The 13,082-nt window shown below is 72.0% G+C and carries 12 protein-coding genes and 2 tRNA genes; 5 read left to right on the top strand and 9 right to left on the bottom strand.

Annotation, left to right across the window (positions count from 1 at the left end; all coding sequences use genetic code 11):
- Positions 1-4: 4 nt before the first annotated feature.
- The 6 genes from ACWPWW_RS16820 to leuC form a co-directional block, all read right to left on the bottom strand.
- Positions 5-844, bottom strand: coding sequence for a carbohydrate ABC transporter permease (locus tag ACWPWW_RS16820; RefSeq protein WP_454051476.1), 840 nt, complete (start codon positions 842-844; stop codon positions 5-7).
- A complete protein-coding gene (locus ACWPWW_RS16815) occupies positions 841-1,794 on the bottom strand; it encodes a carbohydrate ABC transporter permease (RefSeq protein ID WP_454051475.1) in 954 nt (317 codons plus the stop codon). Before ACWPWW_RS16815 ends, ACWPWW_RS16820 begins: the two co-directional genes overlap by 4 nt.
- Complete coding sequence (locus tag ACWPWW_RS16810; protein WP_454051474.1) at positions 1,791-3,080, bottom strand: ABC transporter substrate-binding protein; 1,290 nt, start codon at positions 3,078-3,080, stop codon at positions 1,791-1,793. The genes ACWPWW_RS16815 and ACWPWW_RS16810 overlap by 4 nt, the downstream gene beginning before the upstream one ends.
- Before the next feature lie 261 nt (positions 3,081-3,341).
- Positions 3,342-4,658 (bottom strand): UDP-N-acetylglucosamine 1-carboxyvinyltransferase, encoded by a 1,317-nt coding sequence (gene murA / locus ACWPWW_RS16805; RefSeq protein ID WP_454051473.1) that lies wholly within the window; start codon positions 4,656-4,658, stop codon positions 3,342-3,344.
- A 140-nt stretch (positions 4,659-4,798) separates the two neighbouring features.
- A complete protein-coding gene (leuD, locus tag ACWPWW_RS16800) occupies positions 4,799-5,464 on the bottom strand; it encodes a 3-isopropylmalate dehydratase small subunit (RefSeq protein ID WP_454051472.1) in 666 nt (221 codons plus the stop codon).
- Positions 5,465-5,509: 45 nt separating this feature from the next.
- Positions 5,510-6,961 (bottom strand): 3-isopropylmalate dehydratase large subunit, encoded by a 1,452-nt coding sequence (leuC, locus tag ACWPWW_RS16795; RefSeq protein WP_454051471.1) that lies wholly within the window; start codon positions 6,959-6,961, stop codon positions 5,510-5,512.
- Positions 6,962-7,059: 98 nt separating this feature from the next.
- On the opposite strand from leuC, the gene ACWPWW_RS16790 reads away from it, so the two are divergent.
- The gene (locus tag ACWPWW_RS16790; protein WP_147796036.1) at positions 7,060-7,779 is read left to right on the top strand and encodes an IclR family transcriptional regulator; all 720 of its coding nucleotides are present in this window, start codon (positions 7,060-7,062) and stop codon (positions 7,777-7,779) included.
- Here ACWPWW_RS16790 and ACWPWW_RS16785 read toward each other — a convergent pair.
- From ACWPWW_RS16785 to ACWPWW_RS16775, 3 genes are all read right to left on the bottom strand, one after another.
- Positions 7,748-7,966 carry a hypothetical protein gene (locus ACWPWW_RS16785; RefSeq protein WP_454051470.1) on the bottom strand — a complete coding sequence of 73 codons (219 nt, stop codon included), beginning with the start codon at positions 7,964-7,966 and terminating at the stop codon, positions 7,748-7,750. The two genes, ACWPWW_RS16790 and ACWPWW_RS16785, sit on opposite strands and share 32 nt — an antisense overlap.
- A gap of 552 nt (positions 7,967-8,518) precedes the next feature.
- Positions 8,519-8,591 (bottom strand) — tRNA-Glu (locus ACWPWW_RS16780).
- Positions 8,592-8,692: 101 nt separating this feature from the next.
- Positions 8,693-8,764 (bottom strand) — tRNA-Gln (locus ACWPWW_RS16775).
- Positions 8,765-9,002: 238 nt separating this feature from the next.
- Here ACWPWW_RS16775 and ACWPWW_RS16770 point away from each other — a divergent pair.
- The 4 genes from ACWPWW_RS16770 (at position 9,003) to ACWPWW_RS16755 (ending at position 13,072) form a co-directional block, all read left to right on the top strand.
- Entirely contained in the window at positions 9,003-9,299 is a 297-nt protein-coding gene (locus ACWPWW_RS16770) for a hypothetical protein (RefSeq protein WP_454051469.1), read from the top strand.
- A 382-nt stretch (positions 9,300-9,681) separates the two neighbouring features.
- On the top strand, positions 9,682-10,218 hold the full coding sequence (locus tag ACWPWW_RS16765; RefSeq protein WP_454051468.1) for a phage tail tube protein: 537 nt from the start codon (positions 9,682-9,684) through the stop codon (positions 10,216-10,218).
- A 99-nt stretch (positions 10,219-10,317) separates the two neighbouring features.
- A complete protein-coding gene (locus ACWPWW_RS16760; RefSeq protein WP_454051467.1) occupies positions 10,318-10,581 on the top strand; it encodes a hypothetical protein in 264 nt (87 codons plus the stop codon).
- Between the two features lie 403 nt (positions 10,582-10,984).
- Entirely contained in the window at positions 10,985-13,072 is a 2,088-nt protein-coding gene (locus ACWPWW_RS16755) for a phage tail protein (protein ID WP_454051466.1), read from the top strand.
- Positions 13,073-13,082 lie beyond the last annotated feature (10 nt).

The following is a 13,082-nucleotide window of genomic DNA, read 5'->3' as shown; positions in this document are numbered from 1 at the left end:
CCCCTCACCCCTTCAGCCCGCTGCGGGCGACGCCCTCGATGATGAACCGCTGCGTCAGCACGAACAGCACGATCACCGGCACCGACGCCACCACCGCACCGGCCATGATCGACGGGTAGTCGGTGACGTACGCGCCCTGCAGCAGCTTGAGCCCGGCCGGCAGCGTCAGCCGCTCGGGGCTGAACAGCACGTACACCGGCCAGATGTAGTCGTTCCAGTTGCCGAGGAACGCCAGCACCGCGAGCGTCGCCAGCGCGGGCCGGGTGTTGGGCAGCACGATCCGGGTGAACAGCTGCCACTGGTGCGCGCCGTCGAGCGCGGCCGCCTCCTCCAGCTCGACCGGCAGCCCGACGAAGAACTGCCGCAGGAAGAACACCCCGAACGCCCCGGCGGCGCCCGGCACGACCAGCGCCCAGACCGAGTCGGTCCAGCCGAGCCGGTCGATGGTCAGGTAGTTCGGCATCAGGAACACGAACGCGGGCAGGAACAGCGTCGACACGATCACCCCGAACAGCAGCCCGCGACCCCGGAACCGCATCCGGGCCAGCGCGAACGCCGCCGTGGACGCGACCACGAGCACCAGGACCGTGTGCAGCGTCCCCGCGAGCAGCGAGTTGAGGAACCAGCGCAGCACCGGGTACGGGCCGTCCAGGCTGAGCAGCCGCGTGTACGCGCTCAGGTCCACGTCCTGCGGCCAGAGCGTGGGCGGCGACGACGTCGCCTCCCCGTACGACTTCAGGGACGTCAGGCCCATCCAGAGCAGCGGCCCGATGAACGTCACGGCGACCACCACGATCAGGGCGACCGTGGCGGCGGGGCCGAGCCCGCGGCGCGGCCCCCTCATGACGGCTTCCGCTCGCGCAGGGCGACGAAGCTGACGATCGACACGATGCCGAGCCCGACGGACAGCACGTAGCCCATCGCGGCGGCCGCGCCCATCCGGTACTGCCCGAGCCCGGTGTCGAGGACGACCATCAGGGCCGTCCGCGTGGACGTGCCGGGCCCGCCGCTGGTCATGAGGTCGGACTGCCCGAACATGTTGGCCGACGCCAGCACGGTCATGGTCAGCACGAACGCCAGGACGGGGCGCAGCCCGGGCAGGGTGACGTGCCGGAACCGCTGGCGCGCCGACGCCCCGTCCACCTTCGCCGCGTCGTACAGCTCCGGAGGCACGTCCTGCAGGCCGGCGAGGTAGATCACCGTGTTGAACCCGAGCGTCCACCACACGGTGACCCCGACCAGCGACACCCACGCCCACGGCTGCGCCGTCAGCCAGGGCACCGGGTCGCCGGCACCCAGCGCGTGCAGCAGCCGGTCGACCCGGGTCAGCTCGAGCAGGTGGTTGAGGACACCCAGGTTCGGGTCGAGGACGAACCGGAACAGCACGCCCACGACGGCGACACCCAGCACGTACGGCAGGAAGACCACCGCGCGCAGGAAGGTCCGGCCGGGGAACCGCCGGTTCAGCGCCATCGCCAGCAGCAGCGGCAGCGTGAGGAGCACCGGCACGGACGCGAGCGTGAAGATGCCGGTGGCGGCCATGCCGTCCCAGAACTTCTGGAACAGCACGGCGCCCGGGTCGAGCAGCGCGGTGTAGTTGTCGAGGCCGACGAACGGCTTGCTCGGCATCAGGAAGTCCCAGTCGTGCAGGGACATCCACAGGCCGCGGAGCGCCGGGAACGCCACGAAGGTCCCGAAGATCGCGAGGAACGGCGCGAGGAACGCGTACGGCGTCCACCACGCGCCCCGGCGCAGGGGGCGCCGCGGCCGTGGCCGCAGGGTCGAGGCGGTCATGCGCCGTAGCGGTCGCGGTTGTCGGCGAGCACCTGGTCGGAGCGGGCCGCGGCGTCGGCCAGCGCCTCGCGCGGGGCCTTCTGGAGGAGGACCGCCTCGTTCAGCGCCGTGTACAGCTCGGCGATCGCGTCCCCGATGCCGGGGATCGACGGCAGGAACCGCAGGTCGTCGGACTGCTCGGCGATCGCCGACTGCGGCGCCAGGGCGGTGAAATCCGCCGACTCCCGGGCCGAGCGGCGCGCGGGGACCTGCCCGCCGACCGCCCACTCCGCCGACTGCTGCGACACCCAGTTGATGAACGTGCGCGACGCCTCGAGCTGGTCGTCGGTCGTCCCGCGCTGCTGGGTCATCACGAAGTTGTGCGACCCCGCCCAGGCCGCGTCGACGCTGCCGATCCGCGGCAGCCGCCGCACGTCCCACTCCAGGCCGCCGATGGAGTCGAGCGTGTTGATCGACCAGATGCCGTTCCAGTTGAACGCCGCCTGCCCGTTCTGCAGCGCGATGAGGTCGGCGTCCGGCCCGACGTCCCGGGCGCTCCACCCCTTCTCGATCGCGTCGACCATCCAGGACAGCGCCTCGACGCCCTCGTCCCGGGCCCACGTCGTGGTGGCGCCCTCGGCGTCGAACAGGTCGCCGCCGAACTGCCAGATCAGGGACTGCAGCGTCTGCCCGCCGGTGAACACGTGGGGGCTCATCCAGTGCCCCGCGACGCCCTGCGCCTTCAGGACGTCGAGCGCCGCCTCGTACGAGGCCCGGTCCAGCGGCGGGTCCGCCGGGTCCAGCCCCGCGTCGGCGAGCACGCGCGTGTTGAGGAACAGGCCGAGCGGGTGCACGTCGAGCGGGATGCCGTACCGCGCGTCGTCGTAGACGCCGGCGTCCCAGACGGTCGGGATGAAGTCGTCCGGGGTCAGGCCGAGGTCGTCCGCCACGTCGTCCAGCGGCAGCAGCAGACCGCGCGCGGCCGACGTCGGCAGCGAGTCGAGGTGCTGGACGGCGACGTGCGGGCCCTGGCCGGAGGTGAGGGCCGCGGGCAGCTTCGCGTGGAAGTCGGCCCACTCCATCGTCGTCATCGTGACCCGGACGCCGTCGTGCTCGGCGTTGAACCGGTCGACGAGGCCCTGCATCACCGGGCCGTCACCACCGGTGAACCCGTTCCAGAAGGCCAGCTGGACCGTGCCGCCGGCGGTGCCGCCGGTCGACGGGCCGGGGCCGCCGCCGGAGCAGGCGGCGACGCCCGCGCCGAGGCCCACCGCCCCGAGGCCCGCGAGGAACCCGCGGCGGGTCATGCTGCTGAGGGACGCGCCCGTCCGAGGGCGCGCAGAGGTCGGTCGTGTCTGGCTCACGATGGCTCCTTCGCCATGGGGCCAGGTCGGTGGCGGCTGTTCACCACCCGGCGTCGTACAACGGATAACCGTGCGTGACCTGTGTAGTAGAGCCGTTCCTCCGTTGTAAACCCCCACTTCAGGGCCGGGCGGGGGCCCCGGGCACGACGCAGGCCCTGCTCGAGCAGCTCGAGCAGGGCCTGCGTCGTACGGTCCCGGTGCGGGTCAGTCCCGGTCGAACTTGGCGCCCAGCGCCTCGAGCTTCGCGGTGAAGTTCTCGTAGCCCCGGTCGATCAGGCTGATGCCGCGGACGGCCGACGTGCCCTGGGCGGTCAGCGCCGCGATCAGGTGGCTGAAGCCGCCGCGCAGGTCCGGCACCTCGATGTCGGCGGCCGCCAGCGGGGTCGGGCCCGAGATGACGGCGGAGTGGTAGAAGTTCCGCTGCCCGAACCGGCAGGGCCGGCCGCCGAGGCACTCCTTGTAGACCTGGATCGTCGCGCCCATGCCGCGCAGCGCGTCGGTGAACCCGAACCGGTTCTCGTAGACGGTCTCGTGCACGATCGACAGGCCCGTCGCCTGCGTCAGCGCGACCACCAGCGGCTGCTGCCAGTCGGTCATGAACCCGGGGTGCACGTCGGTCTCCAGCACGATCGACGACAGGTCGCCGCCGGGGTGGAAGAACCGGATGCCCTCGTCGTCGATGGTGAACTCGCCGCCGACCTTGCGGAAGGTGTTGAGGAACGTCGTCATCTCCGGCTGCGTGGCACCGCGGACGTAGATGTCGCCACCCGTGGCCAGCGCCGCGGACGCCCAGGACGCCGCCTCGATCCGGTCGGCGAGCGCGGTGTGCTGGAAGCCGACCAGGCGGTCGACGCCCTCGATGCGGATGACGCGGTCGGTGTCGACCGAGATGATCGCGCCCATCTTCTGCAGGACGTTGATCAGGTCCATGATCTCGGGCTCGATGGCCGCGTTGGTCAGCTCCGTGATGCCCTCGGCCCGCACGGCGGTCAGCAGCAGCTGCTCCGTCGCGCCCACGCTCGGGTACGGCAGCGTGATCCTGGTGCCCTGGAGGCGGCGCGGCGCCCGGATGTGGATCCCGTTCTCGCGCTTGTCCACCACCGCGCCGAACTGCCGCAGGATGTCCAGGTGGTAGTTGATCGGCCGGTCGCCGATCCGGCAGCCGCCCAGGTCGGGGATGAACGCCTCGCCCAGCCGGTGCAGCAGCGGGCCGCAGAACAGGATCGGGATGCGGCTGGACCCGGCGTGCGCGTCGATGTCCGCGACGTGCGCGGACTCCACGTCGGTCGGGTCGAGGTGCAGGACGCCGCCCTCGGCGTCCGCGTCGACCCGCACGCCGTGCAGCTCGAGCAGGCCGGTGACGACGCCGACGTCGCGGATCTGCGGGACGTTGCGCAGCACGCTCGGCGTCTCGCCCAGCAGCGCCGCGACCATCGCCTTGGAGACGAAGTTCTTCGCCCCGCGGACGGTGATGTCCCCGGAGAGCGGAGTGCCGCCGTGGACGTAGAGGAGGTCGGTCATGCCCACCATGGTGGCGCACAGGAGGGGGTGCTCGTGCTCACCGCGCGGGGATGATCCGCGCCGCGCGCGAAACCTCCACACGGCCGACGCCCGGGCCGCGCGCCGTCCTGCGCGTGACCCGGGCGTCGTGACGTGCGCCCCTACAGGCCGGGGCGCCGGCCCAGCGCGAGCTCGACCGGACGGGCGGCCTTGATCTCGACCGGCGGCAGGTGCTTGGCCGGCAGCGTCTTCGGGCGCCACGCGTCACGGGTCGCCTCGAACGTCGTGATCTCCTCCTCGTGCTGGAGGGTCAGGCCGATGTCGTCCAGGCCCTCCATGAGGCGCCAGCGCGTGTAGTCGTCGATCTGGAACGGCACCACGACGTCGTCGCACGTGACGGTGCGCGTCTCGAGGTCGACGGTCACCTCGGTGCCGGGCGTGGTCTCGAGGACCTTCCAGATCAGCTCGATGTCCTCCTGCGCGAGCTGCGCGGCGACCAGGCCCTGCTTGCCCGAGTTGCCGCGGAAGATGTCCGCGAACCGCGAGGCGAGGACGGCCTTGAACCCGTAGTCCTTCAGCGCCCACACCGCGTGCTCGCGGGAGGAGCCGGTACCGAAGTCGGGGCCCGCGACCAGCACCGAGCCGGCCTTGTAGGCGTCCTGGTTCAGCAGGAAGTCCGGGTCGCCGCGCCACGCCGCGAACAGCGCGTCCTCGAACCCGGTGCGGGTGACCCGCTTGAGGTAGACCGCCGGGATGATCTGGTCGGTGTCGACGTTGCTGCGGCGCAGCGGGACGCCGACGCCGGTGTGCTGGGTGAACTTCTCCATGAGCGTGCTCGTTCCTGGTGTCGGAGGGCGTCGGGTGGCGTCGGCTCAGGCCGGCTGGAGGTCCAGCGGGGAGCCGTCGGGCACGGCGACGTCCGGGCCCAGGTCGGCGACGGAGGACAGCGTGCCCCGGATCGCCGTGGCGGCCGCGACCAGCGGCGACACCAGGTGCGTGCGGCCGCCCTTGCCCTGCCGGCCCTCGAAGTTGCGGTTCGACGTGGACGCCGACCGCTCCCCCGGTGCCAGCTGGTCGGGGTTCATGCCGAGGCACATCGAGCAGCCCGCGTTGCGCCACTCCGCGCCGAAGTCCAGGAAGATCTGGTCCAGGCCCTCCGCCTCGGCCTGCAGCCGGACGCGCGCCGACGACGGCACGACCAGGACGCGGACCGAGTCGGCCTTCCGCTGCCCCTGCAGGAGCTTCGCGGCGGCACGGAGGTCCTCGATGCGGCCGTTGGTGCAGGAGCCGATGAACACCGTGTCCACCGCGATCTCGCGCAGCGGCTGGCCCGGGGTCAGGCCCATGTACTCGATGGCGCGCTCGGCGGCCACGCGCTCGTTGGCGTCGGCGATCTCCTCCGGCACCGGGACGTTGCCCGACAGCGGCAGGCCCTGACCGGGGTTGGTGCCCCAGGTGACGAACGGCTCGAGGTCGGCGGCCTCCAGGACCACCTCGGTGTCGAAGGTCGCGTCGTCGTCGGTGCGCAGCGTCCGCCAGTACGCGACGGCGGCGTCCCAGTCGGCGCCCTCGGGCGCGTGCGGGCGGCCCTTCAGGTACGCGAACGTCGTCTCGTCCGGGGCGATCATCCCCGCGCGGGCGCCGGCCTCGATCGACATGTTGCAGATCGTCATCCGGCCCTCCATCGACAGGGCGCGGATGGCGTCGCCGCGGTACTCCAGGACGTAGCCCTGGCCGCCGCCGGTGCCGATCTTGGCGATGACCGCGAGGATGATGTCCTTCGCCGTCGCGCCGATGGGCAGCGCGCCGTTCACCGTGATCGCCATCGTCTTGAACGGGGCGAGCGGCAGCGTCTGGGTGGCGAGCACGTGCTCGACCTCGGACGTGCCGATGCCGAACGCCAGCGCGCCGAACGCGCCGTGCGTCGAGGTGTGCGAGTCGCCGCAGACCACCGTCAGGCCCGGCATGGTCAGGCCGAGCTGCGGGCCGACCTGGTGCACGATGCCCTGGTCCGCGTCCCCGAGCGAGTGCAGCCGGACGCCGAACTCCTTCGCGTTGTTCCGCAGCGTCTCGATCTGCGTCCGCGAGGTGGTGTCCGCGATCGGCCGGTCGATGTCCAGCGTCGGGGTGTTGTGGTCCTCCGTCGCGAGCGTCAGGTCCGGGCGCCGGACCTTCCGGCCCGCGAGGCGCAGGCCCTCGAACGCCTGGGGGCTGGTGACCTCGTGCACGAGGTGCAGGTCGATGTAGAGCAGATCGGGCGCGCCGTCCGTGCCGCGCCGCACGATGTGGTTCTCCCACACCTTCTCCGCCAGGGTGCCCGCCATGTCGGGTGTCCTCTCCGCTCGGTCCGACGGTGGGGGCCGTCGGTGCCTGTCAGGGTGTCGCACTTGCGTCTCAGTCAGCGAGACGCCAATATCGACCTATGGACAACTCTAGCGGAGTCGGCGTCTTGGACAAGGCCGCCTCGGTCCTCAACGCACTTGAGGCCGGACCCGCCACCCTCGCGCAGCTGGTCAACGCCACCCATCTTGCCCGTCCGACGGCCCACCGTCTGGCCGTCGCGCTCGAGCACCACCGCCTGGTGGGGCGCGACATGCAGGGCCGGTTCGTCCTGGGTCCGCGCCTGACCGAGCTGGCGAGCGCCGCCGGCGAGGACCGGCTGCTGGCCGCCGCGGGCCCCGTGCTCGCCGCGCTGCGGGACCACACGGGCGAGAGCGCGCAGCTCTACCGCCGGCAGGGCGACCAGCGCATCTGCGTCGCCGCCGCCGAGCGGCCCATCGGCCTGCGCGACTCCATCCCCGTCGGCGCGACCCTCACGATGGGCGCCGGGTCCGCCGCGCAGATCCTGCTCGCCTGGGAGGAGCCCGACCGGCTGCACCGCGGCCTGCAGGGCGCCAAGTTCACCGCGACCATCCTGTCCGGCGTGCGCCGCCGCGGCTGGGCGCAGTCGGTGTCCGAGCGCGAGGTCGGCGTGGCCTCGGTCTCCGCCCCCGTGCGCGGGCAGTCCGGACGCGTCGTGGCGGCGGTGTCCATCTCCGGCCCCGTCGAGCGGCTGAGCCGCCAGCCCGGCCGCCTGCACGCCGCCGCGGTCGTCTCCGCGGCCAACCGCCTCACGGAGGTCCTCCGCCGCACCGCGGAGTAGCCACCCGCCCCGCGCGCCCGGTCGCCCGCTCGCCCGCTCGCCCGCTCGCCCGCTCGCCCGCTCGCGGCAGCGGCAGCGGCAGCGACAGCGGCAGCGGCAGCGACAGCGACAGCGACAGCGACAGCGGCAGCGGCAGCGGCAGCGACAGCGGCAGCGACAGCGGCAGGAGCAGCGGCGAGGTCCCCACACGATCACGAGGTCGTCACGCCTGCGGGCCGCCCTCGTGCGCAACCGACGACCTCGCCGCCCACCGACGACCGAGCCGCCACTCCTCGCCTCCGCCGCCCAGGCCCGGGCCCGGGCCGCACGGTGTCCACCGCGCGAGGTCGAGGGTTCGTCGGACTTTCCCTGGCGGAAACCCTCGACCTCGCGCCGAACGCTCGACCTCGGCGCCCGCCCTCCCCTGCCGGCAGCGGCGGGCAGCGGCGGGCAGCGGCGGGCAGCGTGGCGAGGTCGTCAGACGGTGACGAGGTCGTCATGTCTGCGGGACGACCTCGAGCCCTTGTGACGACCTCGGCCGCCGACGCTCGGCCGCACGCACCGGCCGCCGCCCGGCCGCGCCGCACCCGGGGCGTCGAGCGCGAGGTCGAGGGGTTGCGGCGCTCGGGCGGGCGGAAGCCCTCGACCTCGTGGCGAACGCTCGACCTCGGCGGCGCGGGACGGCGCGGCGGCGGCGCGGGCGGCGAGGTGCGGGAAAGCGGAAAGGCCGGCCACCTCGCGGTGACCGGCCTTTCTTCTGTACCCCCAAGGGGATTCGAACCCCTGTTACCGCCGTGAGAGGGCGGCGTCCTAGGCCACTAGACGATGGGGGCCTAGTTGATCTCGCCGCTCAGCGGCTTGACCGGGAACTACTGTACTGCATCCTGCTCGGCCTGTTCAAATCGACCGCGGGGGCCATTTCCAACATGCCTTGCTGGGGTACCAGGACTCGAACCTAGACTAAGTGAACCAGAATCACTCGTGCTGCCAATTACACCATACCCCAATGGTATTGCTTCCATTTTACCCGACCTTCCGGCCAGCACCGACCGGCGCGCGAGGCGCCGTGGAGCGGGTGGAGGGGCCGGCGCCGAACGGACGCCTTACCGACGGAGAACATTACCGGAGAGATCGACGGGCTCCAAACTCACCGACGCACCGCTGCCTGACGGCCCTGCCGGTCGTGGGCAACACACCGCGCCACTGCTTCCCTGACCACGCACTTCGGCTGAGAGAGAGGCAACGTGACGACCGACGACGCCCGTGACGACGCCAGTTCCTTCGAGGTCGGTGGTGATCGCTCCGGAGGTACGAGCACGGGGGGTCCCGCGAAGAGTCCACGCTACGGCGACCGCGTCGAGGTCGTCGGTTGGGACGAGTCCGACGCGCCCTTCTGGGACGGACCCGCCCTCGTCCTGGCTGCGCTGGCCGACGGCACGGTGGAAGTGGTCGCAACGGGTGACCAGCCCGCCGCGACCGGGTGCGAGTGCCTCGGACCGTGTGTGGGCGTGTTCGAGCTGAAGTACCTCCGCCTGGCGTGACGTCCGCACCGGCCTAGCGCGGCAACAGCCGCGCCACTGCTGGATCGAGGCAGTCGCGAACCGACCGAGCACCGGCCCCCGCGGATGCGCCCGGTCCGGCACCGACAGCCGCCGCGGTCGGTACCGCGAGCGCGACGACGCGCCCGCCCGGCCGCCGGGCGGCGCGGCCGCGGGACGTCCGCGCACACGGTGCCGGTCCCGGAGCCGTGCCGCCCGCCTGCACGACCGGCACGTTGCCGTCCCCTACCCCTCACCGCCACGCGCGGCGAGGTCCGCTCCGTCTGCCAGACGCGAGCCCGCCCCCACCCGACCCGGGAGCCGCGACACCTGTCGCGCCGGGTCACGGCCCGTCCGTGGCCGATCAACCGCTAGGAGAACACCGATGGCAGGAGACGCCACCAACACGAGCCTCTGGGACGGGGCCGACGTCTACATCGCCGAGGCCGGTACGGCCGCACCCACCGACACCACGACCGCGTGGGCGGCCGCGTGGAGCCCGATCGGGCTGCTCAACGGCGAGGAGGGCTTCACCGAGGCCCGCGAGGAGGAGACCGCCGAGCACTACGCCTGGGGCGGCGTCCTCTACCGCCGCACCAAGAGCAAGCACAAGCGGACCATCCGGTTCGTCGCGCTGGAGGACAACGAGACCACGTTCGCGCTGCGCAACCCGGGTTCGTCCCGCACCACGGCGGACGGTCTCGTCAGCTCGACGGTGAAGCTGCCGGTCGGCCACCGGTTCGCGATCGGCTTCGAGACCCGCGACGCCGGCAAGGTCAAGCGCCGCGCGATCCGCGCGGCGGAGATCCAGGAGATCGCCGAGATCAAGGAGAGCGAGATCGAGCCGACGCTCTTCGACGTCACGGTCCTGATCTTCCCCGAGGCCGACGGCACCCTCTACACCGAGGTCGCCGACGCCTGAGCACGAACTGGGGTGGGGGTCGTCGCGCGGGCGACCCCCACCCCTTCGCGCCACCCACCCGCGCACCCCACCTCCGATCCGCGCCAGGAGCAGACACCCATGAGCACCACCGCCCGCAAGTCCGAGTCCGACGGCACCCCGATCTCCTTCGAGCACCAGGACCAGACCCTTCAGGTCCTCGCCCCGTCCGACTGGCCGGTCGACGCCCTCGAGGCCTACGAGGAGGGCAAGGTCACCACGTTCCTCCGGGCGATCCTCACGCCGTCCGCGTGGGCCGACTTCAAGAGCTCCGAGCCGAAGGTCGTCGACCTGCAGGGACTCGTCGTCGCGATCCAGGAGGCGGCGGGGCTGTCGGGAAACTGACGGCGCTCCTCGCGCTCCTCCGTGAGCACGGCGACGCGGTAGAAGCCGATCTCCAGCGCTTCTACCGCGTCGACCTCGCGGAGTTCTACCGCGGGGAGCTGTCCGTCAGACGCCTGTCCGTCCTCATCGACCACCTGCCTCACGAGGCTGCGACGACCGCGGCGCGGCTGGGGACCGACCCCGGCTGGAGCCTCGCCGCGATCATGACCGCCGACGTCTACCACGCGATGTCGGGCAAGGCACATCCCGCGCGACCGAAGCCGCGGCAGAACAGCGCACAGACCTCCCGCTACCGCGCCCTTCGGGCGCGTCTCGAGGCGCAGAAGGCTCGTCGGGCAGTCGCGCCGGCACCCGCCACCGACGCCCCGGAGGCGCCACCCATCACCTAGATCCAGGAGGCACCGTGTCCACCGCCGGCACCGCCACTGTCCAGCTCGTCCCGAGCTTCCACGGCTTCAAGGAGGCCGTTGCCAAGGGCCTCGTGCCACTGGTCACCGCCGCTGCCACCGCAGCAGGAACCCACCTCGGTTCGGCGCTCGCGAGGGCGATCACCGGCAAGCTCACCTCGAGGGCCGCCATCGAGGGGGCCGCCGCGGGCAAGGCGATGGGCGCCGAGGTGGGCAAGGCCGCCGCCACGTCACTGACTCCGGCTGCCGCGGCAGCCGGAGTCACGGCGGGCGCGACGCTCGGCGGCACCCTCCGCCAGGGTGTCCTGAGCGCGTTCGGGAAGGCCGCCGACGCCATCGGCACCAGTGCCGGCACCCAGATCGGCACGTCGCTGGGCAGGTCCGTCACCGACCAGTTCGTGCCAGCAGCTGCGGCTGCCGGCACGACGGCGGCCGGTTCGCTCGGCTCCAACCTCCTCACGCACGTCGGCGGGATGGCCGGCGCCCTGGGAACCAAGCTCGGCGGCATCGCTAGCGCCTTCGGCACCAAGGTCCGGACGGCGTGGAAGGAGATGTCGACAGCGTCCGACGAGATGGGTCCAGGGCTCAAGGAGCTCGAGAAGTCCGTCGCCACCACCGCAACGGCGCTCGGCGCGGTGCTGCTGCCGGCCGGCGCCGCCTCGGTCGCGGTGCTGAACCAGATGCTGAACCCTCTGGCCGCCGCCAGCGGTGCCCTGACGGGCTTCGGTGCGAGCGCGACGTCCGCGTTCTCGGACACGTTCGCAGACACCGGGTCGCTCGATGCGGCGGTGGGTGCGATGGCCGCGTCGATCCAGGCCCAGCTCCCCCAGCTCGCGACGACGCTCCAGACGGCGTTGACCGGCGTGGTCGGCGCCATCCAGACGGCCCTCCCCGTCCTGACCGAGCAGATCCTCCCGGCGCTGCTGACGACGGTGCAGACCCTGCTGCCCCCCTTGCTCACTGCGATCGTCGCGGCCGTCCCTCTGCTGGTGCAGGCGGCGTCGACCCTGTTCAGCGGGTTGCTGACGGCACTGATCACGATCCTGCCGACGCTCGTCGAGGCTGTGGTGACTCTGGTCGCCGGCATCGGGATGGTGCTCATCGAGAACCTCCCGCTCCTCATCGAGGCAGGGCTGACTCTGTTCATGTCGTTGGTGCAGTCGCTCGGCACGGCGCTGCCGCTGCTGATCGAGGCCCTGGTGGCGGCGCTGCCGCAGATCATCGAGACGATCGTCGCGATGCTCCCCAGCCTGCTCGAGGCGGGGTTGCAGGCCCTGATGGGTCTCGTGCTGGCGGTGGCGACCAGCCTGCCCACCATCATCTCCGCGCTGGCCGCGATGGCCCCGGTGCTGGTGCAGACGATCATCACGTTCCTGCCGCAGCTGCTCCAGGGCATGATGCAGGCGCTGGTCGCGCTCGTCCTGGCCATCGCGGAGAGCCTGCCCTCGGTCTTGGCTGCTCTGTCCGCCATGATCCCGATGCTGGTCAATGCCCTGATCGCGATGGGACCTGTGCTGCTACCTGCGTTCGTGCAGGCGCTCGTCGCGCTGGTGACCGGGTTGATCCAGATCGCACCCAAGGTCGCCAGCGAGGCCGGCAACCTCATCGCGACGCTGATCGACCAGTTCCGGAAGATCGACCTGCTGCAGATCGGCAAGGACCTCATCGGGGGCCTGATCAGCGGCATCGGCTCGATGGCCGGCAAGCTCATCGCCTCGATCAAGAGCACGATCACCGACGCACTTCCGTCCTTCGTGAAGACCGCCCTCGGGATCCACTCCCCCTCGCGCGTCTTCATGGAGCTCGGCGCGTTCACCGCCGCCGGCATGGCGCTCGGCATCGCGGACGGCGGTCGACGCGTGCAGCACGCCGCGGACTCCCTCGTCCCGTCGGCACCGCGCAGCACGCTGTTCGCCTCGCCGACGCAGGCCGGGCGCGCGCTCGGCGGCGCGCCCGCGACCACCCCGCAGTATCTCGTCCTCGTGGACCAGGACGGCGACCTCATCGGCCGGATGCAGGTCGAGGCCGGTCGCGTCCAGGACGGCACCGTCACTCCTCTGACCCTCGGAAGGGCTTCCTGGTGAACACCTCACG

This window comes from Cellulomonas sp. Marseille-Q8402 (genome assembly GCF_965119525.1).
This window is presented reverse-complemented; position numbering and strand designations above follow the sequence as displayed.

Bases quoted from the DNA above. Each gene is read 5' to 3' on its own strand.
- ACWPWW_RS16820 (WP_454051476.1), bottom strand. From the start codon at position 844: ATGAGGGGGCCGCGCCGCGGGCTCGGCCCCGCCGCCACGGTCGCCCTG.
- ACWPWW_RS16815 (WP_454051475.1), bottom strand. From the start codon at position 1,794: ATGACCGCCTCGACCCTGCGGCCACGGCCGCGGCGCCCCCTGCGCCGG.
- ACWPWW_RS16810 (WP_454051474.1), bottom strand. From the start codon at position 3,080: ATGACCCGCCGCGGGTTCCTCGCGGGCCTCGGGGCGGTGGGCCTCGGC.
- murA (WP_454051473.1), bottom strand. From the start codon at position 4,658: ATGACCGACCTCCTCTACGTCCACGGCGGCACTCCGCTCTCCGGGGAC.
- leuD (WP_454051472.1), bottom strand. From the start codon at position 5,464: ATGGAGAAGTTCACCCAGCACACCGGCGTCGGCGTCCCGCTGCGCCGC.
- leuC (WP_454051471.1), bottom strand. From the start codon at position 6,961: ATGGCGGGCACCCTGGCGGAGAAGGTGTGGGAGAACCACATCGTGCGG.
- ACWPWW_RS16790 (WP_147796036.1), top strand. From the start codon at position 7,060: ATGGACAACTCTAGCGGAGTCGGCGTCTTGGACAAGGCCGCCTCGGTC.
- ACWPWW_RS16765 (WP_454051468.1), top strand. From the start codon at position 9,682: ATGGCAGGAGACGCCACCAACACGAGCCTCTGGGACGGGGCCGACGTC.
- ACWPWW_RS16760 (WP_454051467.1), top strand. From the start codon at position 10,318: ATGAGCACCACCGCCCGCAAGTCCGAGTCCGACGGCACCCCGATCTCC.